This window comes from Streptomyces beigongshangae (genome assembly GCF_019710745.1).
Lineage (GTDB): Bacteria > Actinomycetota > Actinomycetes > Streptomycetales > Streptomycetaceae > Streptomyces > Streptomyces beigongshangae.
The window spans coordinates 26,368-52,513 of record NZ_JAHKJW010000043.1 but is presented as its reverse complement, the minus strand read 5'-3'; the positions used below and the strand labels follow the sequence as shown (position 1 = coordinate 52,513).

The following is a 26,146-nucleotide window of genomic DNA, read 5'->3' as shown; positions in this document are numbered from 1 at the left end:
CGTGGTGGCGCTCGGGTCATGGCCTGTGTTCGAGGAGGAGGCCAGGTTCGCGATGACGCCGCCCACCACCCTCACCTGGTCTCGACGGGGCCCCACCCCAGTCATCCGGGCCTGGGGCCGCTCCCGGCGCCGGCCGTCCGTCGCCGCGCCGGCTCCCCCGGAGGGACTACCGTGACTTGAGCCAGGTTTCCCACCAGCGGCTCGGCGGGTCGATCGTGCCGCTCCGGGACGATCTCGACACCCACCTGACAGCCGGGCTACGCCGCTACATCGCTGGCCGCGACTGACTCACCGTGGTGCAATCGCCCTCCTGCGCACCCGATCTCAACCCGGTCGGGAGCATCTGGCCCGTGCTGCGGCGCACCACGCCGGTCAGCCGGGCCTTCGCCGACCCCAACCAGCTGATCACCGCGGTCCGGCGTGCTCTACGCCCGCTCCCGTACCACCCGGACGTCCTCGACGACTGCCTCACCAGCGGCCTCCAGCACGAACCACCATGGAGACACCGTGCTTTGAAGCCAGTAGATTCTTCAGCCCGGCCGTGGGCCGAGCGCTGTCACCCCGCCCTCCGTCCCCACCCCTTACGGAGTCCCGTGCCGCCCGCCCCCAAGATGCGCCCCGGCGAACTCGACATCGACGTGGCGCTGGTGGAGCGGTTGGTGCGTGAGCAGTTCCCCCGGTGGGCCGGACTGCCGGTGAAGCAGGTGGTGTCCGCCGGGACCGACAACGCCATGTACCGGCTCGGCGACGACATGGTCGTACGGCTGCCGCGGCTGCCCGGCGGGGCGGGGCAGGTGGCGAAGGAGCAGCGGTGGCTGCCCCGGCTCGCGCCGCACCTCCCGCTGGCCGTGCCCGAGCCGCTCGCCGAGGGGGCGCCCGGCCGGGGGTACGCGCTGCCGTGGGGCGTGTTCCGCTGGCTGGACGGCGACGACCTCCACACCGCGCCCCTCGACCCGGCCGGTCTCGCGCACGCGGCAGTGGAGCTGGGCCGTTTCGTCGCGGCCCTGCGGAAGGCGGACGCCACCGGCGGGCCGCCGTCCTGGCGGGGCGGTCCCCTCGCCGACGACGAACACGTCCGCGCGGCGATCCGCGACCTGGACGCGGACGCGGACGGCGCACTGGACGGGGACGGCGCGACCACCGCCTGGGAGGACGCCCTGCGGGTCCCCCGGTGGGACGGCGTCCCCGTCTGGCTGCACGGCGACCTGCTGCCGGGCAACCTGCTGGCCCGGGGAGGCCGGCTCGGCGCGGTCATCGACTTCGGCGGCCTCGGCACCGGGGACCCGGCGGCCGACGTGCTCGCCGCCTGGGCCGTGTTCGACGCCGGTACCCGCCCGCTGTTCCGTGAGGCCGCCCGCGTCGACGACGCGACCTGGGCGCGCGGGCGGGGCTGGGCCCTGTACTTCGGGCTGACGGCGTGGCACCACTACCGGGTCACCAACCCCGTGCTCGCGTCGGTGGGCCGCCGGGCGGTGACCGAGGCGCTCGCCGACCGCGGGTAACGAGTCCGGCGTCAGCTTCCGTACGGGCGCACCGCCTTGGCGTCCCGCAGCGCCGCCGCCCACCACGCCAGCTGGTCCAGCATCGCCTTCGCGGCGGCGTCCGGGGCCGCGGAGTCCTTGTGGCGGCCCGCGTCGTCGAAGGACGCGCCCGCGTTGTGGAAGGACACCGTGTCGCGGACGGTGACGGCGTGCAGTTCGGCGAAGACCTGGCGGAGCTGTTCGACGGCGCGCAGGCCGCCCGAGACGCCGCCGTACGAGACGAAGCCGACGGGCTTGGCGCGCCACTCCTCGTAGTGCCAGTCGATGAGGGCCTTGAGCGAGGCGGGGAAGGAGTGGTTGTACTCGGGGGTCAGGACGACGAAGGCGTCCGCGCCGGCGAGCTTGGGCGTGACCTTCGCCAGTTCGGCGGCCACCTCGGCGGACGGGGAGTACGACAGGGCCGTGGGCAGCCCCGCGTCGGCCGTGTCGACGACCTCGGCCGTGAGGTCGGTACGCCCTTGGAACCGGTCGAGCAGCCAGTCGGCGACGACAGGACCGAAGCGGCCCTCCCGGTTGCTGCCGACGATGACGGCGACCTTGAGGGGTGCGGTGGACGAGGGGCGGGTGACGGGAACGTCCGTGACGGGATTCATGTGACCGAGCCTCACACCTCGACCAAACTTGAGGTCAAGCAGCGCCAGGGAAAGAGCGGGAAGCGGGAAGGGAGTGGGCATGCGTTCGCGCGGGCGGTAAATGGGTGTCCTGGAGCGGGAAGGTGCAGCGATCATGGGCCGGGCGCCGAACCGCGACCACGACCACCGGCCACCGGCCACCGGCCACCGGCCACCGGCCACGATTGACGAGGAACCGCTTCCATGCCTGTACCCGCCGACCCGACGGTCCTCCACCCGATGCCCGAGCAGCCGAGGGTGGTGCTGCTCAGACCGCTGGTGAAGTCCCCGCTGATCGAGGTCGGGGAGTACTCCTATTACGACGACCCGGACGACCCGACCGGGTTCGAGACGCGCAACGTGCTCCACCACTACGGGCCGGAGAAGCTGGTCATCGGCAAGTTCTGCGCGCTGGGTACGGGGGTGCGGTTCATCATGAACGGTGCCAACCACCGGATGGACGGTCCTTCGACCTTCCCCTTCCCCACCATGGGCGGCTCGTGGTCGGAACACTTCGACCTGCTCACCGGCCTGCCCCAGCGGGGGGACACCGTCGTCGGCAACGACGTCTGGTTCGGCCACGGCACGACGGTGATGCCCGGTGTGCGGATCGGGCACGGCGCGATCATCGGCTCCGGCGCCGTGGTCACCGCGGACGTACCCGACTACGGGATCGTCGGCGGCAACCCCGCACGGCTCATCCGTACCAGGTACAGCGAGGAGGACGTCGCCCGGCTGCTCGCGGTGGCCTGGTGGGACTGGCCCGCGGAGCACATCACCGACCACGTGCGGACCATCATGTCCGGCGGCATCGCCGATCTGGAGGCCGCCGCCCCGGGCACCCCGCACGCGTGACGCCTCCGCGGCAAGCCTCCACGGGAGCGGGTCGGGGCAGGAACGCGGGCACGTTCCTCTTCTTCCTTCCCCGGCCCCGGCCCGCTCCCGGCCCGGTGGAGACCCCCTGACCGGGCGGAGTCATCCTGAAACAGGCCGAGTAGGTCACCCGTTCATCCGTGTCGCCCACCGCCTTCGGGTTCTCGCCGGTCGCGCGTCGCCGACACGCCTGTGACCTGGCACAACGGTGCCGGGAACCGGACCGGCGTCCCCCGCCCGACACCCCTTCACCGCCTTTCCCGCGTTCTGCCGGGAGGCGTGCGTTCCCGACTGCCACTTACCTCGGTAGGGCAGGGGCACGACCGACGCAGCGGCACACGGGAGTCGCGGGCCGTGCCCTCTGGAACCCTCGGAGGAGCAAGCACGATGCGTACAGCCCGTCTGCTGACCGGTACCGCGCTCGCCGTCGCCGCGGCGGGCCTCTGCGGGGCGCCCGCGTACGGGGCCGGGGCGGAGCCCGTCGAGCTGTACCCGGCCACCGTCGCGCCCGGCGCCGAGGTCACGGTGAACACGGCGGCGTGCGGGGCGGACGACGCGGTGTCCGGTGACGCCGGTGCCGTCGGCGCGGGCCGGTTCACCCTGGTCCCCAGCGCGCACGAGGGGGACGCGGTCGGCCGGTTCGAGGTGCCGCCGTCCGCGCAGCCGGGCACGTACGAGATCGTCGCGCGCTGTTCCAGCGGTCGGCGGATGACCAGCGACCTGGTGGTCACCCTCACCTCCACCCAGGAGGCCGGGCCACGGGTCGGGCCACGGGTCGAGCCCCGGGGAAGCGTGAAGACGGGGGTCGGCGGCGCACTCGGCCCCGACCCCGTGCAGACCGCGGCGGGAGTGGCGGCGCTCGCCGTCGCCGCCGCGGGCGGTACCTGGCTCCTGCATCGCCGGGCGAGAGGCGACGGGATCTGACGGACACCCTCCGCTGTCCGCCGGTACCGCGGTCCCCTCCCCCTCCCGGCCCGACACCCCTCGTGGCCCGGAGGGGGCACGGGATCCGGCAACCGCACGGAACCGCACCGCCGCGACAGAACCGAGAGGAGGCTCATGTGCGCCCGTTCAGCCGCCCGTTCAGCAATGTCTCCATAGCCGCCGCCACCCTCGTCGCCCTCCTCTGCGGGGCCTGGCTGCTGCACCGGGGCACGGAGACGCACGCGCCGCCCCAGCCGTCGGCCGCGCAGGCCCGTACGGACCGGCCCGCCACCGGCCGGCCCGCCACCGACCGGTCCGCCGCCGCGCTGCCGTACGTGCCGCCCGACCGCGTCCGCATCCCCTCGATCCGGGTGGACGCCCCCCTCATGGGCCTCGGCCTCACCCCGCGGGGCGGCCTCGACGTGCCGCCCGCGGCCAGGAAGAACCTCGCCGGCTGGTACGAGGCCGGTACCGCGCCCGGTGGGACGGGCACGGCGATCGTCGCCGGACACGTCGACAACGCCGAAGGACCCGCCGTCTTCTACCGCCTCGGCGCCCTGAAGAAGGGCAGCACGGTCGAGATCGGCCGCCGGGACGGCAGCACCGCGCTCTTCTCCGTCGACGCGGTCGAGGTGTACGACTCCCGCGGCTTCCCGGACGAGAAGGTGTACGGGGCCGCCGGGCGCCCGGAGCTGCGTGTGATCACCTGCGGGGGCGGCTGGTCGGCGGTCACCGGCTACCGGGGCAACGTGGTCGTCTTCGCCCACCTCACGGGCAGCCGCCCGGGGACGCGGCGGTAGCGCGCCCCTCAGAGCCAGAAGTCGTACGCCATCTTCGCCACCAGCGTGAACACCACCGTCAGCAGCACGATCCGGACGAAACCGCTGCCCCTCTTGAGCGCGGTGTGCGCCCCTACCATCCCGCCGACGAGGTTGAACACCGCCATCAGCGCGGCCAGCTGCCAGAACACCGTGCCCTTCCAGGCGAACGTCGCGAGCGCGCCGGCGTTGGTGCAGCAGTTCACGATCTTCGCGGTGGCGGAGGCCCGTACGAGGTCGAGGTGGAGCAGCGCGGTCAGGGCGAGCACGAGGAACGTCCCCGTGCCGGGGCCGACGAGGCCGTCGTAGAAGCCGACGCCCAGACCCGCGAGCCCGATCGCGGCGAGGACGCGGCGCGGTGCGACGGGCTCGGTCGACGGTGCGTTGCCGAAGGCGGGCTTCATGATCACGAAGGCGCCCACCCCCAGCAGGACGACCATGACCACCGGCTTCAGCACCTCGGTGCTCATTCCGGTGGCGACGAACGCCCCGGCGGTGGACCCGGCGAGCGCCGCGAGACCGATCCGTACCGCCGTGCGGACGTCGACGGGCGCCTTGCGCGCGTACGTCACCGCCGCGCCCGTCGTCCCGACGATCGCCACGGCCTTGTTGGTGCCGAGCGCGTACTGGGCCGCCGAGCCGGAGTTCGGCAGCCCGAGGAGCAGCGCGGGCAGGAGCAGCAGTCCGCCGCCGCCCACGACCGCGTCGACCCATCCGGCCGCGAGCGCGGCGAGACACAGGACGATGATCACGGTCAGCGAGATGTCTGGCATGGTCACGACCCTATGGACGGGTAGATGTGCGGTCCATGGAACTTGTGAAGCTTGAGGGACTTCTGAGCTTCGCGGGTCGTCCGGGGTTGGAGGGTTGGAAGGGTCGTCCGGGGTTCGCGGGTCGTCGTGGTGCGGAAGGGTCAGCCCGTCGTCTCCAGGTAGCGCAGGACCGCCAGCACCCGCCGGTTCTCCGTGTCCGAGGGCGGCAGGCCCAGCTTGGTGAAGATGTTGGCGATGTGCTTCTCCACGGCCCGTTCCGAGACGGTGAAGGACACGGCGATCGCGTGGTTCGTCCGGCCCTCCGCCATCAGCGCGAGCACCTCGCGCTCGCGGGGCGTGAGCGCGTCGAGCACTCCGGCGCGGCGGCTCGCGCCGAAGAGCTGGGCGACCACCTCCGGGTCCAGGGCGGTCCCGCCGGCGGCGATCCGCTCCAGCGCGTCCACGAACTCGCCGATGTCGACGACCCGCTCCTTGAGGAGGTAGCCGACGCCGCCCGGACGGGTGCCGAGCAGTTGGGCGGCGTACTTCGTCTCGACGTACTGGGAGAAGATCAGCACCCCCGTGCCGGGGTGGTCGGCGCGCAGCCGTACGGCGGCCCGGAGCCCCTCGTCCGTCTGCGTGGGCGGCAGCCGGATGTCGACGACGGCGGCGTCCGGGCGGTGCTCGGCCACGGCGGTCAGCAGGGTCTCGGCGTCCCCGACGGCCGCGGCGACCTCCACGCCCCGCAGGCCCAGGAGCTGGACCAGGCCGTCGCGCAGGAGGGCGGAGTCCTCGGCGATGACAACGCGCATGTGCCCCTCGTGATGATCGATGCAACGGTCCGGTACCACGGTCCGGTGCGGTGGCCCGGTACCGCGGTCCGGTGCGGCATACCGGTACCGCGGTTCAGTACGGCAGTTCGACGGTGACCACCGTAGGCCCTCCCGGCGGGCTGTCGCAGGTGAGCGTGCCGTCGACGGTCCGTACCCGGGTCAGCAGGCCGGTGAGGCCCGAGCCCGCTCCGATCGCCGCGCCGCCGCGGCCGGTGTCCCGGACGACGAGCCGGAGCAGCCCGTCCCGTGCGGTCGCCTCCACCGCGGCGCCCGGTGCGCCGCTGTGTTTGGCCGCGTTGGCGAGGAGCTCCGCCGCGCAGAAGTAGGCGATGGACTCGACGGCGGGCGCCGGGCGCGGGGACCCGATGCCGGCGACGACCTCGACGGGCAGCGCCACGTCTGCCGCGAGGGTGGCGAGGGCGGTGTCCAGGCCCTGGTCCAGTACGGGCGGATGGATGCCCTTGACGAGGTGGCGCAGGTCGGCGATGGCCTGCTTGGCGTTGCCCTGGGCGGTGTCGACGACGGCGAGCAGCCGTGCGCGGTCCGCGTCCGCGCCGATCAGTTCCCGGATCATCGTCAGGTGCATCGCGAGCCCGACGAGCCGGGCCTGGGTCCCGTCGTGCAGGTCGCGCTCGATCCGGCGCAGGGTGGCCGCCGCGTCGTCCACGGCCTGGGCGCGCGTCTCCTCCAGGGTGCGGATGCGGCGGTCCGCGCCGCTCGGGCCGAGCGTGGCGGTGAGCAGCAGGCGGTGCGGGACGAGGGCGTGGCGCGTCAGCCAGGGCGCCGCCGACAGGAGCAGGAGTCCCGCGGCCACCGGGACCAGCCAGCGCGGCCAGGTGTCGAGCTGGACGCCGAGGACCTCCAGGGACACCTGCCGTACGGAGTCGCCGTCGCGCACGGTGTGGTGGTTCCAGTGCTTGAGCAGGGGGTGGAGGGCCGACTGCGTCCCGTAGCCGTACGCGCCCACGGCGCTCGCGTACGCGAGCGCCGCCGTGAGGGGCACGGCGAGCGCGCAGCCGACGGCCCGCCAGCCGGTCCGGCCCAGGAGCAGGGCCCGCCGCCGGCCGAGCACCCCGTCCGCCGCGGGGGTCGGCGGCTCCTCGATGCGCAGGCGCAGCAGCCGGCGCGCCAGGAACCGTTGCAGCGCCCCGAGGGCGAGCGCGCCCCGCACGGTCAGGGCGAGGACCCACAGCCCCAGCGTGGTCACCGACAGGACCCCGCCGACGAGCAGCCCCGCGAGGGTCAGCAGGCAGCCGGCGAGGGCGAGCGGGAACGCGATCACCGCGTAGAGCAGCGTGGCGAGGGCCCGCGGGGTGAAGGCGGCGAGCGGACGGCCCGCGGCCCGGACCGCGAGGGCGGCGACCGGGGACCTCATGGCCGGACCCGTACGGCGGCGCCGTACCGGACGCCGACGTGGCCGTGGCCGTGGATGTGGACGTGGACGTGGACGTGGCCGTGGACGTACGGCTTGCGGACGCCGTCCGTGGTCACCGTGGGCGCCACGGTCGCTGTGGTCGCCACGGTCGCCGTGGGCGTCATGGTCGCTCCTCCATGTGGACGGGTACGTCCGGGCCCCCTGTGCCGACGGGCCCGGTACCCCAAGACTTCCGTGTCCCGGCCCCGCCGACGATGGTGCCCGCACGGCCCCCGGGGGTTCGGTCAACCCCACCGCCGGGAACCCTCACACCCGGACCGGAGTGCCGCTGAGGGCAGCGTTCCCCGTGGGAAACAGTCGTGATGCGGCCGGGTAACACCGGCACCGCACGCTGCCGTGCATGACCTCGAATACGCGTGTGGTGGTGATCGGCGCCGGTCTCGCGGGCGTACGTCTCGCCCGCAGGCTCGCGGAGCTCGGCATGTCCGCCGTACTGGTCGGGGAGGAGGAGCACGGCCCGTACAACCGGGTCCTGCTCGCGGAGGTCCTGGCCGGGCGGTACGCCCCCGAGGTCATCGCCCTCCCGGCGCCCGAGCGGCTGACCCGCGGCCGGGCGGTGCGCGTCGACCGCGCGGAGCGGCGGGTGCACCTCGACGACGGCACGGCACTCGCGTACGACACCCTGGTCCTGGCCACCGGCTCCAACCCGGTGCTCCCTCCCCTGCGCGGCCTGTTCGGACCCGGCCGGCCCGAACTGCCCGAGGGGGTCCACGCGTTCCGCACGATGGACGACTGCCTGGGCCTCTCCGCGGCCGTGCGGCACGGCACCCGGGCCGTCGTCGTCGGCGGCGGTCTGCTCGGCGTCTCGGCCGCCCGCGCCCTCGCCGAACGCGGCGCCCAGGTGGTGCTGGCCCAGCAGGGCGAGCGCCTGATGGAACGCCAGCTCGACCCGCCCGCCTCCCGGCTGGTGCTCCGGCACCTCACGGACCTCGGGATCGAGGTGCACACCGAGAGCCGGGTGCGCGGCGTGCGCTGCGTGGAGGGCGCGGTCCGCTCGGTCGAGATGGCCGACGGGTACGCCCTCGACGCCGACCTGGTGGTGCTGGCCTGCGGGGTGCACCCGCGGGTGGGCCTGGCCCGGGACGCGGGGCTCGCCGTGCACAAGGGCGTCCTCGTCGACGACGAACTGCGCACCTCCGACCCGCGCATCCGGGCGATCGGCGACTGCGCGCAGCACGACGGCGAGGTCTACGGCCTGGCCGCCCCCGCGCTCGAACAGGCCGAGGTGCTGGCCGGACTGCTGGCCGGGGCACCGGCGGGGGCGCCGACGGGGGGCCCGGCGGGGACCGCGTCCACGGAAGGCGCCACCGGCCACCGCGGCTACCGCGGCACCCGCGCCCTCACCCGGTTGACCCTCACCCCCGGCGGCCCTCTCGGCCCCCTCGGCCCTCTCGGCCCCGGCGGCCCCGGCGGCCCCGACAGTTCTTCCGGCTCCGGCGCCCCCTTCGACCTCGCCGCCTTCGGGGAGCACACCGCCCTCCCCGGCGACGACGTCGTCCAGCTCACCGACGCGACCCGCGGCACCTACCGCAAGGTCGTCGTCCGCGACGACCGCCTGGTGGGCGGGGTCCTCGTCGGCGAGCTCGGCACCGTCGGCGCCCTCGCCCGCGCCTGGGAGGGAGCGGAGCCGCTCCCCGCGGACGGCGCCCCGCTGCTCCACCTGCTCACCAACGATGGAGGCTCCTGATGTCCACGACCGCACACGCGGGGACCGGCCCCCGCCCCACGGCCACGGGCCGCCCCACGATCGTGCTCGTCGGCCACGGCATGGTCGGCCAGCGCTTCCTCGAAGCGCTCGCCGAGCGCGGCCTGACCGCCACGCACCGCGTAGTCGTGCTGTGCGAGGAGCCGCGTCCCGCGTACGACCGCGTACAGCTCACCTCGTACTTCTCGGGCCGTACGCCCGAGGAACTGTCCATGACCGACATGGCGTTCGTCGCGGAGCACGGGATCGAGCTGCACGTCGGGGACCCGGCCGAGAGCGTCGACCGGGCCGCCCGGCGGGTCACCGCCCGCTCCGGCCTGGTCGTCGGCTACGACACGCTGGTTCTCGCCACCGGCTCGTTCCCCTTCGTGCCGCCCGTACCGGGCAAGGACGCCGAGGGCTGCTTCGTCTACCGCACGATCGAGGACCTGCTCGCCATCGAGGAGTACGCGAAGGCACGGGCCACGACCGGTGCCGTGGTGGGCGGCGGGCTGCTCGGCCTGGAGGCCGCCGGGGCGCTGCAGGGGCTCGGGCTCGCCACGCACATCGTGGAGTTCGCGCCGCGGCTGATGCCCGTCCAGGTGGACGAGGGCGGCGGCGCCGCGCTGCTGCGCACCATCGAGAACATGGGCCTGACCGTCCACACGGGCACGGGCACGCAGGAGGTCGTCACCGGCGACGACGGCGCCGTGACCGGCATGAGGCTCTCCGACGGCTCCACGGTCGCCACCGACCTGGTGGTGTTCTCGGCCGGGGTGCGCCCCCGTGACCAGCTCGCCCGCGCCTGCGGGCTCACCGTGGGCGAGCGCGGCGGCATCAGCGTCGACGAGCAGTGCCGTACGGTCTCCGACCCGCGCGTCTTCGCGATCGGCGAGTGCGCGCTGGCCTCCGACGGCCGGGTGTACGGCCTGGTGGCGCCCGGTTACGAGATGGCGCAGACCGCCGCGGCCACGATCGCCGCCGAGGGGACCGCCCTCACCGGCACCACCGGCACCACCGATACCGCCGATACCGCCGACATCACCGGCACCACCACCGCGGCCTCCTTCACCGGCGCCGACCTCTCCACCAAGCTGAAGCTCCTCGGGGTCGACGTCGCCTCCTTCGGCGACGCGCACGGCACCACCGCCGACTGCCTCGACGTCGTCTACGCGGACTCCCGCTCGGGCACGTACAAGAAGCTGGTCATCGGGCCCGGTGGCGAGCTGCTGGGCGGCATCCTGGTCGGCGACGCGGAGGCGTACGGCACCCTGCGCGCCTTCACCGGCTCGGTGCCGCCGGTCGCCCCGGAACAGCTCGTCCTGCCCGCCGGCGCCGGCGCGCCCGTCCAGCTCGGCCCGTCCGCCCTGCCGGACGAGGCGATCGTCTGCTCCTGCCACAACGTCACCAAGGGCGCGATCCGCGGCGCGGTCACCGAGCACTCCTGCACGACGGTCCCCGAGGTCAAGAAGTGCACCAAGGCCGGTACCGGCTGCGGCAGTTGCGTCAAGGTGCTCGGGCAGTTGGTCACCTCCGAACTGGAGGCGGCCGGCGTCGAGGTCGACAAGGGCCTGTGCGGCTGCTTCCCGCAGACCCGCGAGGAGCTGTACGAGATCGTCCTCGCCCTGCGCGTCTCCTCGTACCGGCAACTGCTGGACCGCTACGGCCGTGAGGGCGCGCGGGGCGGCGACGGCTGCGAGGTCTGCAAGCCCACGGTCGGCTCGATCATCGCCTCGCTCGCGCCCGCGATCGGCGCCGAGAACCACGTCCTGGCCGGTGAGCAGGCCGCCCTCCAGGACACCAACGACCACTTCCTCGCGAACCTGCAGCGGAACGGCTCGTACTCGGTCGTACCACGCATCCCCGGCGGGGAGATCACCCCGGAGAAGCTCATCGTGATCGGCGAGGTGGCCCGCGACTTCGGCCTCTACACGAAGATCACGGGCGGTCAGCGGATCGACATGTTCGGCGCCCGCGTCGAGCAGCTGCCGCTGATCTGGACCCGGCTGGTGGACGCCGGTTTCGAGTCCGGGCACGCGTACGGGAAGTCGCTGCGGACGGTGAAGTCGTGCGTCGGGCGGACCTGGTGCCGCTACGGCGTCCAGGACTCGGTGCGCATGGCCATCGACCTGGAGCTGCGCTACCGGGGTCTGCGCTCCCCGCACAAGCTCAAGTCGGCGGTCTCGGGGTGCGCCCGCGAGTGCGCGGAGGCCCAGTCGAAGGACTTCGGCGTCATCGCCACGGCCAACGGCTGGAACCTGTACGTCGGCGGCAACGGCGGCGCGACCCCGCGCCACGCGGACCTGCTCGCCCAGGACCTCTCGGACGCCGAACTGGTCCGGCTGATCGACCGGTTCCTGATGTTCTACATCCGCACGGCCGACCGCCTGGAGCGCACCTCGACCTGGCTGGAGCGGCTCCCCGGCGGCCTGGACCACGTCCGCGACGTCGTCGTCGACGACTCGCTGGGCATCTGCGGGGAGCTGGAGTCGCTGATGGCCGCGCACGTCGCCGCCTACCGCGACGAGTGGGCCGCGACCATCGACGACCCGGAGAAGCTGTCCCGCTTCGTGTCCTTCGTCAACGCGCCGGACACCCCCGACCCGGTCGTCGGGTTCGTCCCCGAGCGCGACCAGATCAAGCCCGACCTGCCGCTGCTGACCATCGGCACCCGCCCCCTGGAAGGAAGTGGCCTGCGATGACGCTCGCACCCGAGACGACCACGACGCTCACGCTCATGGTCCGGCTCCGGCCGGCCGGACCGGACGGCACGACCGGCACGACCGGCACGGACGGTTCGGACGGTTCGGACGGTTCGGACGGCACGACCGGCACGGACGGCGAGTGGTTCGCCGTCTGCGACCCGTCCGTGCTGGTTCCCGGCCGGGGGGTGGCCGCGCTGCTGCCGGACGGGCGGCAGGTGGCGGTGTTCATGGACCGTGCGGGGCGGCTGTACGCGATCGACAACCGCGATCCGTTCTCCGGTGCGGCCGTCCTGTCGCGCGGCCTCACCGGCTCCCACCGGGGGCGGCCGTTCGTGGCCTCGCCGCTCCTGAAGCAGCGGTTCGACCTGGCGTCGGGGCGGTGCCTGGACGACGAGTCGGTACGCGTGACGACGTACGAGGTACGGGTGGGGTAGGGCTCCGCCCGGAGCGCTGCCGGGTGGGGGTCCGGATGTGGCCGGTCGCGCAGTTCCCCGCGCCCCTGTCGGGGCGCCTAGGCTGGCGGCCCGCGCAGGACGGAGCGCATCCGGAGGGAGCGGGTCATGAGCCGCTGGAGCACGCTCGACATCCCCGACCAGCGCGGGCGTACCGCCGTCGTCACCGGGGCCAACAGCGGGATCGGGTACGTCACCGCCCGGGAGCTGGCGCGGCGGGGCGCGCGGGTCGTCCTCGCCTGCCGCAGTGGGCGCCGGGGCGGGGCGGCCGTCGAGCGGCTCGTCGGCGAGGTGCCGGACGCCGACGTACGGCTCGGGCGGCTCGACCTCGCGCACCTGGCCTCCGTACGGGAGTTCGCGGCGGCGTACGTACACGAGCACGACCGGCTCGACCTGCTCATCAACAACGCGGGTGTGATGGCGCTGCCGCGGGGGCGTACCGCGGACGGCTTCGAGACGCAGTTCGGGATCAACCACCTCGGCCACTTCGCGCTCACCGGACTGCTGATGCCGGCGCTGCTCGCCACGCCCGGCGCACGCGTGGTGAGCGTGTCCAGCATGCTGCACATGCTGGCCGACATCGACATCGGCGACCTCCACACCGAGCGCCCGTACCGGCGCTGGATCGCGTACGGACGCTCGAAGACGGCCAATCTGCTGTTCGTCCACGAGCTGGCCCGCCGCGTCGCCGCCACCGGCTCCGGCCTCGTGGTGGCGGCCGCGCACCCCGGCTACGCCGCGACGAACCTCATGTCCGCGGGTCCGAGGATGGAGGGCCGCAGGGCCGCGGAGCTCTTCATGGCGACGGGCAGCCGCTTCTTCGCCCTGTCCCCGGAAGCGGGCGCCCTGCCCACGCTGTACGCGGCGACGGCCCCCGGTGTGCGGCCGGACTCCTTCACCGGCCCGTCGCCCCTGAGCCGCCGCGGCTCCCCCGTCCGCGCGCCGCGCACCCGGCGGACCCTCGACGACAGGGCCGGACACCGGCTGTGGGAGGAGTCCGAGCGACTGACGGGCGTCACGTACGACACGCTGAAGGCATGAGATTCGGGCGTGGAGTGCGGGCGTGAGGTGCGGGCGTGAGGTGCGGGCACGGCGCCCGGGTGCGGTGCTCGGCGTGCTACGTACCGCCTGCCACGCACTACGTGACGCGTGCACGTCATCACGCGGTCACGGTGCGTCCACCCCGCGCTCCTAGGCTGCGGCGTTGCGCGACCCCGCCCTCCGACCGGCGGACGGGCAGCCTCGCTAACCCCTTGGAGCGACAGTGGAACGTCGTACCCTCCTGCGCGCGGCCGTGCTCGGCGGTTCGTCGGCCGTCTTCGGCGGGACCCTGTGGCGCGGTGCCGCGTACGCCGCGCCCGCCCAGCCCGGCACGGGCCCGTACGGGGCACCCGGCGCGGCGGACGCGAACGGCGTCCGGCTGCCGGGCGGCTTCACCAGCCGGGTGATAGCCCGGTCGGGCCGGACGGTCACCGGCACCTCGTACACCTGGCACGGCGCCCCCGACGGCGGAGCCTGTTACGCGGACGGCACGGGCTGGATCTACGTCTCGAACTCGGAGGTCAACCCGTCCGGCGGGGCGAGCGCGGTGAAGTTCTCCTCGACGGGCGCGATAACCGGCGCGTACCGCATCCTGTCCGGCACCCGGCAGAACTGCGCGGGCGGCAGGACGCCGTGGAACACCTGGCTGTCCTGCGAGGAGGTCTCCCTCGGGTACGTCTACGAGACCGACCCGTGGGGGCTGAACGCGGCGGTTCGCCGGGACGCCATGGGCCGCTTCAAGCACGAGGCGGCCGCCGCCGATCCGGTGCGCAGGGCGGTCTACCTCACCGAGGACGAGACGAACGGCTGCCTCTACCGCTTCGTGCCGAGGACCTGGGGCGACCTCTCCGCCGGCACGCTCCAGGTGCTGGTCGCCGGGAGCGCCACCTCCGGCTCCTTCACCTGGGCGGACGTGCCGGACCCGGACGGCTCGCCGACCACGACCCGTACGCAGGTCTCCGGCGCGAAGAAGTTCAACGGCGGCGAGGGCTGCCACTACGCCGACGACACGGTCTGGTTCACCACCAAGGGCGACAACCGCGTCTGGCAGCTGAACCTCGCGGACAGCACCTACGAGCTGGCGTACGACGACTCGCTCGTCGCCTCCGGCACCGCCCCGCTGACCGGCGTCGACAACATCACGGGCACGCCCTCGGGCGACCTGTTCGTCGCCGAGGACGGCGGGAACATGGAGATCTGCGTCATCACACCGGACGACGTGATCGCCCCGTTCCTGCGCCTCGACGGCCAGTCCGGCTCGGAGATCACCGGCCCCGCCTTCTCCCCCGACGGCACCCGCCTCTACTTCTCCAGCCAGCGCGGCACCAGCGGCAGTTCGTCGGGCGGCATCACGTACGAGGTGACGGGCCCGTTCCGCAAGTAGCCGGTCCGGCCGGACGGGTGATGGAGGGCGGAGCGGGGCGGGACGAGGACGGGGCAGCGAGTACGAGGCAGTGAGTGCAGTGAGTGCAGTGAGTACGGGGCAGTGAGTACGGGGTCGCCGCCACCACTCCCGATTCTTCCGTATCGGGGGTTGTGGTCGTCGCCGCGCGTCCTTACCATCCGGTAACCGAACCTGGGAACGATGGTTCTCACGTGCGGTCGGTCGCCGTACGCGGGGAGCCCGCGAAGTCCGCCCCCGCGCCGACCGGGCGCGCCCACGCGCCGCGTTCCGCCGGGGGCGGCCGCACCTGCCGCCCCTCCGTTCCGAAGTGTGAATCCCGCACGCCTTCGAGATGCGCATCCCGCACGCCACCGTGTTCCGTCCCTGCCGAATCCAGGAGTCACGAACATGAGAGCTTTCCTGTCCGCCCGTCGGCGCAGACACCTGACCGGCGCCGCCCTGGCCGTGGCGGCCGTCGCCGGGACGCTCACCGCCACCGGCCCCGCGAACGCCGCCCAGCTGCAGGAGGTGATGCTGGTCGGCAACAACTGGGAGGGCACCGCCGACGTCATCCGCTCCACCGGCGACTTCACCAGGATCGGCCGGATCGACCTCATCCCCGACAAGGACGAGCGGCTGCGCGAGATCTACCTCAATCCCGTCCGGCTCGCCGCCTTCCTCGTCATCCGCGAGACCGCCGGCGAGGGCCACGACCAGTACACGGATGACATGTACACGACACCCGACGGTTCGGCCGTGGTGGTCTCCCGCCCCAGCTTCGCCGATGTCGTCTCCATCGACACCGCCACCGGCCGTCTGAAGTGGCGGTTCCCCGTCTCCGGTTTCCGCTCCGACCACATGGCCGTCTCGCCCGACGGCTCCCGCGTGGCGGTCTCGGCCTCCACCGGCAACACCGTCCACGTGCTCGACATCGGGACCGGCCGGCAGGTCGGTTCCTTCAAGACCGGCGACAAACCCCACGAGAACGTCTTCACCCGCGACGGCAAGATCTGGAACATGTCGATCGGCGAGGTCAACAACGACCTCGACGCCCCCTGGCTGGACGGTCTGAAGGGCGACCGGAAGATCACCGTCGCCGACGCCACCACCTTCCAGGTCGTCAGGACCATCGACATGCGCCAGCGCCTGGACGCCTACGGCCGGTCCGACATGTCCGACGCGGTCCGCCCGGTCGCCTTCACCCCCGACGAGTCCAAGCTGTACTTCCAGGTGTCGTTCTTCAACGGCTTCTTCGAGTACGACGTCGCCACCGACAGGATCACCCGGACAAAGACCCTGCCGGAGAACCCCGACACCTCCGACGACCGCACCACCTACGTCAACGACTCCCGCCACCACGGCATGTCCATGAATCCCGCCGGGACCAAGCTCTGCGTCGCCGGCACCATGGACGAGTACGCCACGGTCGTCGACCGCGCCACCCTCCAGGAAGGCCCCCTGATCCCGGCCGCCAAGCCGTACTGGGCGACCGTCAGCGGTGACGGGAAGGCGTGCGTGATCTCCGAGAGCGCGGCGGACCAGGTCACCGCCATCGACTTCGCCACGGGACGCAAGATCACCTCCATTCCCGTGGGAGACCACCCGCAGCGCGTCCGGCTGGCCCGCCTTCCCGCCGGCTGGACCGGTCCCACCGCCGACTGAGCCGGCCGACCGGAGTCCGGACGGGGCGCCGGAGGGGCGGCACCTCCGCACAGGTGCCGCCCCTCCGTCTTTCGCGCACCGGGTTCGCGGTCCACCGGTGAGGGTGGGACGGCGGACCGCGACTCCGGAGCCCTCCGGGCGGTCAGGACCGGCCAAGCCCTCCGGCAGGGCGGGGAACAGAACCCGGGCCGGGACCTGGACCCGGACCCGGACCTGGGCCTGGGCCTGGGCCGGGACCTGGACCCGGGCCGGAACCTGGACCTGGACCTGGGCCGGGACCCCGAACCTACCGGTGGTCGCTGCCGGTCGAGGACGAGGCCGCGCGGCCCGCCTCCAGCCGTGCCACCGGGATGCGGAACGGCGAGCAGGAGACGTAGTCGAGCCCCACCTCGTGGAAGAAGTGGACCGACTCCGGGTCGCCGCCGTGCTCGCCGCAGACGCCGAGCTTCAGGTCGGGCCGGGTCTCGCGTCCGGCCGTCACGGCGTCGCGCACGAGCTTTCCGACGCCGTCCCGGTCGATCGTCTCGAACGGGGAGACCCCGAAGATGCCCTTCTCCAGGTAGGCCGTGAAGAAGCTGGCCTCCACGTCGTCGCGGCTGAAGCCCCACACCGTCTGGGTCAGGTCGTTGGTGCCGAAGGAGAAGAACTCGGCCGCCTCCGCGATCTGCCCCGCGGTCAGCGCGGCCCGCGGCAGCTCGATCATCGTGCCGAGCGACAGCTTCAGCTCCACACCGGTGTGCTCGCGGACCTCGGCGATGACCTGCCCGGCCTCCTCGCGGACGATCTCCAGCTCCTGGACCGTACCGACGAGCGGGATCATGATCTCGGCGCGCGGGTCGCCCTTGGCGTCCCTGCGCTCGGCCGCGGCCTCGGCGATCGCCCGTACCTGCATGGTGAACAGGCCCGGGACGACCAGCCCGAGGCGGACGCCGCGCAGCCCCAGCATCGGGTTCTGCTCGTGCAGCCGGTGGACGGCCTGGAGCAGCCGCAGCTCGTTCTCGTGCGGGTCCTTGCGGGCCTCCGCGAGCGCCACGCGCACCGACAGCTCGGTGATGTCCGGCAGGAACTCGTGCAGTGGCGGGTCCAGGAGGCGGATGGTGACCGGCAGGCCGTCCATCGCCTCGAACAGCTCCACGAAGTCCTGCCTCTGGAGCGGCAGCAGCTCCTTCAGCGACTCCTCGCGCTCGGCGTCGGTGTCCGCGAGGATCAGCCGCTCCACCAGCCCGCGGCGGTCGCCGAGGAACATGTGCTCGGTGCGGCACAGGCCGATGCCCTGGGCGCCGAAGCGGCGGGCGCGCAGCGCGTCCTCGGCGTTGTCCGCGTTGGCGCGCACCCGCAGCCGGCGCTTGCGGTCGGCGAAGGCCATCATCCGGTGGACCGCCTCGACCAGTTCGTCGGCGTCGTCGGCGCCCGCGTGCATCCGGCCCTCGAAGTACTCCACGACGGGGGACGGCACGACCGGGACCGCGCCCAGGTACACCTCGCCGCTGGAGCCGTCGATGGAGAGCACGTCGCCCTCCTCGACGACGCGCCCGTCCGGCAGCGTCATCCGGCGCCGTTTGGTGTCGACCTCCAGCTCCTCCGCGCCGCACACACAGGTCTTGCCCATGCCGCGCGCGACGACGGCCGCGTGGGAGGTCTTGCCGCCGCGGGAGGTGAGGATGCCCTCGGCCGCGATCATGCCGTCGAGGTCGTCGGGGTTGGTCTCCCGGCGGACCAGGATGACCTGCTCGCCGGACCGGGACCACTTCACGGCCGTGTACGAGTCGAAGACCGCTTTGCCGACCGCGGCGCCCGGCGAGGCGGCGATGCCCCGGCCGATCCGCTCGGTCTTCGCCTCCTCGTCGAACCGGGGGAACATGAGCTGTGCGAGCTGGGCCCCCGTGACGCGCTGCAGCGCCTCCGCCTCGTCGATGAGCCCCTGGTCGACGAGTTGCGTGGCGATCCGGAAGGCGGCGCCGGCCGTCCGCTTGCCCACCCGGGTCTGGAGCATCCACAGCTGTCCGCGCTCGATGGTGAACTCGATGTCGCAGAGGTCCCTGTAGTGGTTCTCCAGCGTCGCCATGATCTCCATGAGCCGGTCGTACGACTTCTTGTCGATCCGCTCCAGCTCGGCGAGCGAGACGGTGTTGCGGATGCCCGCGACGACGTCCTCGCCCTGCGCGTTCTGCAGGTAGTCGCCGTACACGCCCTGGTGGCCCGAGGCCGGGTCGCGGGTGAAGGCGACGCCCGTGCCCGAGTCGGGTCCCAGGTTGCCGAAGACCATGGAGCAGACGTTGACGGCCGTGCCCAGGTCGTGCGGGATGCGCTCCTGCCTGCGGTAGAGCTTGGCCCGCTCGGTGTTCCAGGAGTCGAAGACCGCGTGGATGGCGAGGTCCATCTGCTCGCGAGGGTCCTGCGGGAAGTCCCGGCCGGCCTCGGCCCTGACGATCTTCTTGAACCCGGCGACGAGCTTCTTCAGGTCGGCCGCCTCCAGGTCGGTGTCGACCTGCACCTTCTTGGCGCGCTTGGCGGCCTCCAGCGCCTCCTCGAAGAGGTGGCCGTCGACCCCGAGGACCGTCTTGCCGAACATCTGGATGAGCCTGCGGTACGAGTCCCACGCGAAGCGCTCGTCCCCGGACTGCTTCGCCAGGCCCCGCACGGACCGGTCGGAGAGGCCGATGTTCAGGACGGTGTCCATCATGCCGGGCATGGAGAACTTGGCGCCGGAGCGGACCGAGACGAGGAGGGGGTCGTCGGCCTGGCCGAGCTTCTTGCCGGCCTTCGCTTCGAGGGCGTCGAGGTGCGCACTCACCTCGTCACGCAGTGCCGCGGGCTCCTCGCCGCTGTCGAGGTAGGTCCGGCACGCCTCGGTGGTGATGGTGAAGCCCGGCGGGACGGGAAGGCCCAGGTTGGTCATCTCGGCGAGGTTGGCGCCCTTGCCGCCGAGGAGGTCCTTGAGGTCCTTGTTGCCCTCCGTGAAGTCGTAGACGAACTTCACGGGCTCGGTCTTCACGGGTTCGGCCTTCACGGGTTCGGCCTTCACCGGCTCGGCGCCGTCGTCGCCGCTCCCGGCTGCACGAGGATCTTTGTTTTCCGACACGGGTCTCGACTCCTCGGGACGCGGTGGCTGCCCTGACGACGGGGAACATACCCAGATCGAAGGCATCTGGGTACGTCCACTTGTGTGTCATACGGCCTTAACCGGTCGTCCGCCAGCGGATCGAAAGTCAAGGGCGGGTAAGGCACTGAGCCCTGCAGCGTTCACCCCTTGAAGGAGTCGCCGCACGCGGGCCGACATTACCGCTCAAACGAGCAACGCCAAACACGCTTGAGTTCGAGTCGTAAATGATCAAAGGGTGGCACTGAGTGCCACCCTTTGAGAAGTGCAGCCCGTCAAGATCCGCTCATCTGAGCGAAACACCTATCAGGCGTGGCGAGAATCACGTCACTCCCGGCGCCGGGATTCCACCATGCGGACCCGTCGCCCCCCGTCCCCTCATCCCCCGTCCCCTCATCCCCCGGACGTGTCCAGCTCCGCGTCCTCGCTCACGCCCGCGCAGTCGTACGGGTCCTTCAGCCAGCCGTCCGGCAGCACGACCCTGTTGTTGCCGGACGTGCGCCCCCGCGGACCGTCGGCGCCGGCCGGCCAGGGCTGGTCCAGGTCCAGCTCCTCCAGCCCCTCCGACAGCGCCGCCAGCGAGGACGTGACCGCCAGCTGCCTGCGCATCTGCGAGCCGACCGCGAACCCCTTCAGGTACCAGGCCACGTGCTTGCGGAAGTCGACGACCCCGCGGGCCTCGTCCCCGAGCCACTCCCCCAGCAGGGTCGCGTGCCGCACCATCACCGCGGCCACCTCCCGGAGCGCCGGACGCGCGTACTCCCCGGAGCGCCCCTCGAACGCGGCCACCAGATCGGCGAACAGCCACGGCCGCCCGAGGCACCCCCGCCCGACGACCACCCCGTCGCACCCGGTCTCGCGCACCATCCGCAGCGCGTCGTCCGCCGACCAGATGTCCCCGTTGCCGAGCACGGGGATCTCCGGGACGTGCTCCTTCAGCCGCGCGATGGCGTCCCAGTCCGCCGTCCCGCCGTAGTGCTGCGCGGCGGTCCGCCCGTGCAGCGCGATCGCCGTCACGCCCTCCTCGACCGCGATCCGCCCGGCGTCGAGGAACGTGATGTGGTCGTCGTCGATGCCCTTGCGCATCTTCATGGTGACCGGCAGGTCGCCCGCCCCGGACACCGCCTCGCGCAGGATCGCCCGCAGCAGGTGCCGCTTGTACGGCAGCGCCGAGCCGCCGCCCTTGCGGGTCACCTTGGGGACCGGGCAGCCGAAGTTCAGGTCGATGTGATCGGCGAGCCCCTCCTCCGCGATCATGCGGACGGCCTTGCCGACGGTCGCGGGGTCGACCCCGTACAGCTGGATCGAACGCGGGGTCTCCGACGCGTCGAACCGGATCAGCTGCATCGTCTTCTCGTTGCGCTCGACCAGCGCCCGAGTGGTGATCATCTCGCTGACGAACAGCCCCTTGCCCCCGCTGAACTCCCTGCACAGCGTGCGGAACGGCGCGTTCGTGATGCCCGCCATGGGGGCGAGCACGACGGGCGGCCGGACGGCGTGCGGACCGATCCGCAGCACGGAGTTCACCGAGGACGCGGGCTCGGGCGCGAGTACGGGGGCAGGGGCGGACGTGAGCGTGGACATCCCCCCATTGTCACGTACGCCGGCCCACGACGGTAGTCGTTAGTTAGGCACACTACTGAAGGGCGTACCCTGGTGCGCATGCCCGAGCTCAGTCCCCGCCGGCGCCGGCTGGTGCTCGCGATCTGCTGCATGAGTCTGCTGATCGTGAGTCTCGACAACACCGTCCTCAACGTCGCGCTGCCCTCCATGCAGAAGGACCTGCACGCGAGCCTGTCGGGCATGCAGTGGACGATCGACGCGTACACGCTGGTGCTCGCCGCGCTGCTGATGCTCGCGGGCTCGACCGCCGACCGGATCGGCCGCCGGAAGGTCTTCACGGCGGGCCTGGTCGTCTTCACCGCCGGCTCGGTCCTCTGCTCCCTCGCGCCCAGCCTGGAGGCGCTCGTCGCCTTCCGCACGATCCAGGCGGTCGGCGGCTCGATGCTGAACCCGGTCGCCATGTCGATCATCACCAACACGTTCACGGACCCGCGCGAGCGTGCCCGCGCGATCGGCGTCTGGGGCGCCGTGGTCGGCATATCCATGGCCGCGGGCCCGCTGGTCGGCGGCCTCCTGGTGGACTCGGTCGGCTGGCGCTCGATCTTCTGGATCAACCTGCCGGTGGGCCTGGCCGCACTCCTGCTCACGCTCCGGTACGTGCCCGAGTCCCGGGCGCCGAAGGCCCGCCGCCCCGACCCGGCCGGCCAGCTCCTGGTGATCGTGCTGCTCGGCTCCCTGACGTACGCGATCATCGAGGCGCCCCACTCCGGCACCGGCCGCACCCTCGCCCTCGGCGGGATCGCGCTCGTCGCGCTGGCCGCCCTCCTGTGGTACGAGCCGCGCCGCGACGAACCCCTCATCGACCTGCGCTTCTTCCGGTCCGCGCCGTTCAGCGGCGCGACGGTGGTGGCGGTGAGCGCGTTCGCGGCGCTGGGCGGGTTCCTCTTCCTGTCGACGCTGTACCTGCAGAACGTACGGGGGCTGAGCGCGCTGCACGCGGGCCTGTGGATGCTCCCGATGGCGGCGATGACGTTCGTCTGCGCGCCGCTGTCGGGCCGTCTGGTCGGCAGCCGCGGCCCCCGGCTCCCGCTGCTGGTCGCCGGTACGGCGATGACGGCGAGCGGCGTGCTGTTCGCCGCGTTCGAGGCCGAGACGGCGGACGTGTCGCTCGTCATCGGGTACGTGCTGTTCGGGCTGGGCTTCGGCTTCGTGAACGCGCCCGTCACGAACACGGCGGTGTCCGGCATGCCGCGCGCCCAGGCCGGTGTGGCGGCCGCGGTGGCGTCCACGAGCCGGCAGATCGGGCAGACGCTCGGCGTCGCGGTGATCGGCGCGGTGCTCGCCGCCGGTGTGGGGACCTCCTCCTACCGGGACACGTTCGTCCAGGCGGCGCGCCCGGCCTGGTGGATCATCGCGGCGTGCGGCCTCACGGTACTGGTCGTGGGCACCCTGACGAGCGGCCCGTGGGCCCGCCGCTCCGCCGAACGCACGGCCCGCCGGCTGGACTCCCCGGAGATCAGGGAATCAACGGCCACCTCCTGAGACCGCGCACTCAGCCCTCACCCGCCCGCACCCAACCACCCCGGCCCTCGGCTTTCAGAGGCCCCAACAGAAGCTGCGGATCATGTGACTGTCGGCTTGATCGCTCATTGGTTCCGTCAGGGCGAAGCGTGAGTCGCGGCCGTGGATCGTGCCGGATGAACTGTGGTCGCTGTTCGAACCGTTGCTGCCCGAGCGGTGCCGAAGCCGGCCGAGGGCACTTCCCCTCCTTGCCCGCTCCCGCCGCGACCCCGGCGTTCCCCCGTCCAATTGTTCGGGGGTTGTTTGTTCTGTACCGGCGCTCCGAACGCGAACAACGTCGAGCCGCTACATCTGGGGCCGGCGGTCCGGCCGCGACGGCCCCCTGGCCGGACCCGCGGAGACCGCCGGCCCTGTCGAGGCGACACGGTCCGCGCACCTTGGAACGGAGACATCCGGATGACAGCCATGCCTGAGACGGAACGCTACGTACTCGCCTTCGACGCGTCCTGCGGGACCTGTCGCGACATCTCCTCGGCGGTGTCCGCCGCGTGCGACGGCAGACTCGAAATACTTCCACTCGCTCACCCCGGCGTAGAGCGTTGGCGGACGGCGGTGCTGGGCGCCGAGCCGCCCTGGGCGCCCACCCTGCTGGCCGTGCGCGGAGACGACGTGCGCGCCTGGGTCGGCCGCAGGATGGCCCCCGCCCTGCTGCGCAGGCTGGGCCCGCGCGCGACCGTACGGGTCCTGCAGAGCCTGGGCCAGCTGCGCGTGCAGGCCGCGGGGCGCCCTCTGAGCCCCGTGGGGCGGCCCGCCGTGGGAAGGGCGGCCTTCCTGCGGGCCGGCGGAGGTCTGCTGGTGGCCGGCGGCGTGGTCCTGCTCGGCCGTACACCGGCCTTCGCGGAGCAGGCGCGGACCTGGGCCGAGAACAACCCCCGGAACCTGCCCAGGAGGTACGCCGAGTACATCAAGTACCCGACCGCGTACCGGCGTGCGGTGTTCGAGCGGTTGACTCCGTCCGAGAAGGCCGCGCTGTGGACCGAGCACGTCAAGGCGTGGCGCGTCGCGCACCCGCACCTCACCGCCCGGCAGACCAAGGCGCTCGAGGAGATAGCCGCCTCCGCGGCGAAGCCCGCCAGTCACGACCCCGCGCTGCGGTCGCCGCGCGAGCTCAACCACATCAAGGATGTCGCGGTAGAGGCATTCGGACGCGAGGAGGCGAAAGCGCTCGGCGTCACCCTCGGTCCTGCCCCCTCTTCCCTCCCGGCCGGCACTGATCCCCGGCTCCTTTCCGGTTGTACCTGCAACCGGGAGGACGACTGGTGCGGACTGGCATATCACTGCCGTCTCGAGAACGGCGCCACCTGCGACGAGACGTCGTCGGGGTGTGGATGGTGGGGCGGCCAGCGCTGCAACGGGCTCTGCTACGACTGATCACCCCCATCGCCCCCCACCGACCCGTACGGCCGTGGGCGCGCCGACGGGTGCACCGCTCAGGCGGCGCGCAGCCCGCGCAGCACCAGGTCCACGACCGCCTCGAACTCGTCCTCGATCCCGGGCCGTTCCCACTCACGGGCGTGGCACGGGTCGTGGAAGCGGTCCGTGGCGTGGAAGAGGGCGAGGGCGGTGGCGGCCGGGTCGGCGGCGGCGAAGACGCCGGAGTCGACGCCGGACCGGACGATCTCCGTGAGCTGCCCGGTCAGCGTGGCGATGTGCTCGCCGACCGCCTCGCCGCTCTCCCCGGCCAGCACCGTGTACGTGGCGAACAGTTCGGGGTCGCCGCCCGCCTTGCGGCGCTTGGCGGTGAAGAGGGCGGCCAGCCACTCGCGCAGCCGGGCCTGCGGATCGTGGTCCTGTGCGACGACGGCGGAGAGGGTCTGCGTCGTACGGTCCAGCCAGCGCTTGGTGACCGCCTCCCGCAGCGCCGCCTTCGTACGGAAGTGCCGGTAGACGCTGCCGTGGCTGACGCCGAGCGCGCGGGCCACGTCCACCACGGTCGCCTTCGCGGGACCGTGGCGGCGCAGCACCTCCTCGGTCGCCACGAGGATGCGCTCGGCGGTCAGGATCTCGGTGGTCGCCATGGTGATGACCGTACCGGCGGCACGGTCAGCGCTCGCTGTCGAGGTGTGCCATCTGAGCGGTCGGGTAGCGGTCGCCCGCCGCCGCGCCGGCCGGCACGGCGTCCTCGATCGCGGCGAGGTCGGCGGCGTCGAGGGTGACGTCGAGCGCGCCGAGCGCCTCCGTCAGCCGCTCCCGGGTCCGGGCGCCGACCAGCGGCACGATGTCCTCCCCGCGCGACAGCGCCCAGGCGATGGCGATCTGCGCGACGGACACGCCCTTCTGCTCGGCGGTCTTCCGCAGCGCCTCGACGAGGTCCAGGTTGCGCCGGAGGTTCTCGCCCTGGAAGCGGGGGCTGTGCGCCCGGAAGTCGTCGGCCGCGAGCTGCCGGTCCCGGCTGAAGTGGCCGGAGATCAGACCGCGCGACAGCACGCCGTACGCGGTGATGCCGATGCCCAGTTCGCGGGTGGCCGGCAGGATCTCGTCCTCGATGCCGCGCGAGACGAGGGAGTACTCGATCTGCAGGTCCGCGATCGGCGCGGTGGCCGCCGCCCGGCGCACGGTCCGCGCCCCGACTTCGCTCAGCCCGATGTGCCGTACGTACCCCTTCTCGACGAGTTCGGCGATGGCGCCGACGGTCTCTTCGATGGGGACGTCCGGGTCGACGCGCGCGATCCGGTAGACGTCGATGTGGTCGACGCCGAGCCGCTGGAGCGAGTACGCCGCGAAGTTGCGCACCGCCGCGGGCCGTCCGTCGTAACCGGACCAGGCGCCCCCGGGGTCGCGCAGGGCACCGAACTTCACACTGACGAGAGCCTGCTCGCGCCGGGCGGCGGGGGCGCCGCGCAGCGCCTCGCCGATCAGCATCTCGTTGTGCCCCATGCCGTAGAAGTCGCCGGTGTCCAGCAGCGTGACACCGGCCTCCAGGGCGGCGTGGATCGTGGCGACGGCCTCGCCGCGGTCGGCGTCCCCGTACAGCGCGGACATCCCCATGCAGCCGAGTCCGAGGGCGGAGACCCGGGGCCCGGTGGTTCCGAGGGATCGAGTGAACATCCGTAACTCCTTGCACACGATGACGGGCTGACACCTCAACCCTGACATGACAGCTGACAGATTTCAACATCTGTCAGCTGTCACCCCTCATGTCTACGGCAACCAAAAAAGCCTTGGCCCCCTCACCTGCGTGAGGGGG

General features: G+C 72.6%; 21 protein-coding genes. 12 read left to right on the top strand and 9 right to left on the bottom strand.

Going from position 1 to position 26,146, the window contains the following annotated elements; genetic code table 11:
- The first annotated feature begins 350 nt into the window (after positions 1 to 350).
- A complete protein-coding gene (locus tag KM933_RS28145; protein ID WP_430727378.1) occupies positions 351 to 1,502 on the top strand; it encodes an aminoglycoside phosphotransferase family protein in 1,152 nt (383 codons plus the stop codon).
- Positions 1,503 to 1,513: 11 nt separating this feature from the next.
- On the opposite strand, the gene KM933_RS28140 is transcribed toward KM933_RS28145, so the two are convergent.
- Positions 1,514 to 2,134 carry an NADPH-dependent FMN reductase gene (locus KM933_RS28140; protein ID WP_221357297.1) on the bottom strand — a complete coding sequence of 207 codons (621 nt, stop codon included), beginning with the start codon at positions 2,132 to 2,134 and terminating at the stop codon, positions 1,514 to 1,516.
- Positions 2,135 to 2,356: 222 nt separating this feature from the next.
- On the opposite strand from KM933_RS28140, the gene KM933_RS28135 reads away from it, so the two are divergent.
- From KM933_RS28135 to KM933_RS28125, 3 genes are all read left to right on the top strand, one after another.
- Complete coding sequence (locus KM933_RS28135) at positions 2,357 to 3,007, top strand: CatB-related O-acetyltransferase (RefSeq protein ID WP_221357295.1); 651 nt, start codon at positions 2,357 to 2,359, stop codon at positions 3,005 to 3,007.
- 405 nt (positions 3,008 to 3,412) lie between these two features.
- Complete coding sequence (locus KM933_RS28130; protein ID WP_221357293.1) at positions 3,413 to 3,949, top strand: GVDTG sorting domain-containing protein; 537 nt, start codon at positions 3,413 to 3,415, stop codon at positions 3,947 to 3,949.
- 137 nt (positions 3,950 to 4,086) lie between these two features.
- On the top strand, positions 4,087 to 4,749 hold the full coding sequence (locus KM933_RS28125) for a class F sortase (protein ID WP_308013568.1): 663 nt from the start codon (positions 4,087 to 4,089) through the stop codon (positions 4,747 to 4,749).
- A gap of 8 nt (positions 4,750 to 4,757) precedes the next feature.
- Here the strand turns inward: KM933_RS28125 and KM933_RS28120 are convergent, their stop codons facing one another.
- The 4 genes from KM933_RS28120 to KM933_RS28105 all read right to left on the bottom strand — a co-directional run bounded on the left by KM933_RS28120 (position 4,758) and on the right by KM933_RS28105 (position 7,891).
- Positions 4,758 to 5,540, bottom strand: a complete 783-nt coding sequence (locus KM933_RS28120) for a sulfite exporter TauE/SafE family protein (RefSeq protein ID WP_221357292.1) — start codon at positions 5,538 to 5,540, stop codon at positions 4,758 to 4,760.
- A 140-nt stretch (positions 5,541 to 5,680) separates the two neighbouring features.
- On the bottom strand, positions 5,681 to 6,331 hold the full coding sequence (locus KM933_RS28115) for a response regulator transcription factor (protein WP_221357289.1): 651 nt from the start codon (positions 6,329 to 6,331) through the stop codon (positions 5,681 to 5,683).
- A 94-nt stretch (positions 6,332 to 6,425) separates the two neighbouring features.
- Positions 6,426 to 7,727, bottom strand: coding sequence for a sensor histidine kinase (locus tag KM933_RS28110; protein WP_221357287.1), 1,302 nt, complete (start codon positions 7,725 to 7,727; stop codon positions 6,426 to 6,428).
- Positions 7,724 to 7,891 carry a hypothetical protein gene (locus KM933_RS28105; protein WP_221357284.1) on the bottom strand — a complete coding sequence of 56 codons (168 nt, stop codon included), beginning with the start codon at positions 7,889 to 7,891 and terminating at the stop codon, positions 7,724 to 7,726. Before KM933_RS28105 ends, KM933_RS28110 begins: the two co-directional genes overlap by 4 nt.
- 236 nt (positions 7,892 to 8,127) lie before the next feature.
- On the opposite strand from KM933_RS28105, the gene KM933_RS28100 reads away from it, so the two are divergent.
- The 6 genes from KM933_RS28100 to KM933_RS28075 all read left to right on the top strand — a co-directional run bounded on the left by KM933_RS28100 (position 8,128) and on the right by KM933_RS28075 (position 16,715).
- Complete coding sequence (locus KM933_RS28100; RefSeq protein ID WP_221357282.1) at positions 8,128 to 9,474, top strand: NAD(P)/FAD-dependent oxidoreductase; 1,347 nt, start codon at positions 8,128 to 8,130, stop codon at positions 9,472 to 9,474.
- Positions 9,474 to 12,173, top strand: coding sequence for a nitrite reductase large subunit NirB (gene nirB, locus KM933_RS28095; protein ID WP_221357280.1), 2,700 nt, complete (start codon positions 9,474 to 9,476; stop codon positions 12,171 to 12,173). Before KM933_RS28100 ends, nirB begins: the two co-directional genes overlap by 1 nt.
- A complete protein-coding gene (gene nirD / locus KM933_RS28090; RefSeq protein WP_260334258.1) occupies positions 12,170 to 12,610 on the top strand; it encodes a nitrite reductase small subunit NirD in 441 nt (146 codons plus the stop codon). The genes nirB and nirD overlap by 4 nt, the downstream gene beginning before the upstream one ends.
- Positions 12,611 to 12,736: 126 nt before the next feature.
- Complete coding sequence (locus KM933_RS28085; protein ID WP_221357277.1) at positions 12,737 to 13,669, top strand: oxidoreductase; 933 nt, start codon at positions 12,737 to 12,739, stop codon at positions 13,667 to 13,669.
- Between the two features lie 223 nt (positions 13,670 to 13,892).
- Entirely contained in the window at positions 13,893 to 15,053 is a 1,161-nt protein-coding gene (locus KM933_RS28080; RefSeq protein ID WP_221357275.1) for an alkaline phosphatase PhoX, read from the top strand.
- Positions 15,054 to 15,461: 408 nt separating this feature from the next.
- A complete protein-coding gene (locus KM933_RS28075) occupies positions 15,462 to 16,715 on the top strand; it encodes a YncE family protein (RefSeq protein WP_221357274.1) in 1,254 nt (417 codons plus the stop codon).
- Positions 16,716 to 17,001: 286 nt separating this feature from the next.
- Here KM933_RS28075 and ppdK read toward each other — a convergent pair whose 3' ends face one another.
- Both ppdK and dusB read right to left on the bottom strand, forming a co-directional pair.
- Positions 17,002 to 19,695 carry a pyruvate, phosphate dikinase gene (gene ppdK / locus KM933_RS28070; RefSeq protein ID WP_221357320.1) on the bottom strand — a complete coding sequence of 898 codons (2,694 nt, stop codon included), beginning with the start codon at positions 19,693 to 19,695 and terminating at the stop codon, positions 17,002 to 17,004.
- Between the two features lie 513 nt (positions 19,696 to 20,208).
- A complete protein-coding gene (gene dusB / locus KM933_RS28065; RefSeq protein WP_221357273.1) occupies positions 20,209 to 21,399 on the bottom strand; it encodes a tRNA dihydrouridine synthase DusB in 1,191 nt (396 codons plus the stop codon).
- Positions 21,400 to 21,477: 78 nt separating this feature from the next.
- Between dusB and KM933_RS28060 the strand changes: the two genes are divergently transcribed.
- Both KM933_RS28060 and KM933_RS28055 read left to right on the top strand, forming a co-directional pair.
- The gene (locus tag KM933_RS28060; RefSeq protein ID WP_221357263.1) at positions 21,478 to 22,920 is read left to right on the top strand and encodes an MFS transporter; all 1,443 of its coding nucleotides are present in this window, start codon (positions 21,478 to 21,480) and stop codon (positions 22,918 to 22,920) included.
- A 435-nt stretch (positions 22,921 to 23,355) separates the two neighbouring features.
- Complete coding sequence (locus tag KM933_RS28055) at positions 23,356 to 24,330, top strand: bacteriocin fulvocin C-related protein (protein WP_221357262.1); 975 nt, start codon at positions 23,356 to 23,358, stop codon at positions 24,328 to 24,330.
- Between the two features lie 59 nt (positions 24,331 to 24,389).
- Here KM933_RS28055 and KM933_RS28050 read toward each other — a convergent pair whose 3' ends face one another.
- Together KM933_RS28050 and KM933_RS28045 are read right to left on the bottom strand one after the other, a co-directional pair.
- Positions 24,390 to 24,977 (bottom strand): TetR/AcrR family transcriptional regulator, encoded by a 588-nt coding sequence (locus tag KM933_RS28050; protein WP_221357261.1) that lies wholly within the window; start codon positions 24,975 to 24,977, stop codon positions 24,390 to 24,392.
- Between the two features lie 25 nt (positions 24,978 to 25,002).
- The gene (locus tag KM933_RS28045; protein ID WP_221357259.1) at positions 25,003 to 26,007 is read right to left on the bottom strand and encodes an aldo/keto reductase; all 1,005 of its coding nucleotides are present in this window, start codon (positions 26,005 to 26,007) and stop codon (positions 25,003 to 25,005) included.
- Between the last annotated feature and the right edge of the window lie 139 nt (positions 26,008 to 26,146).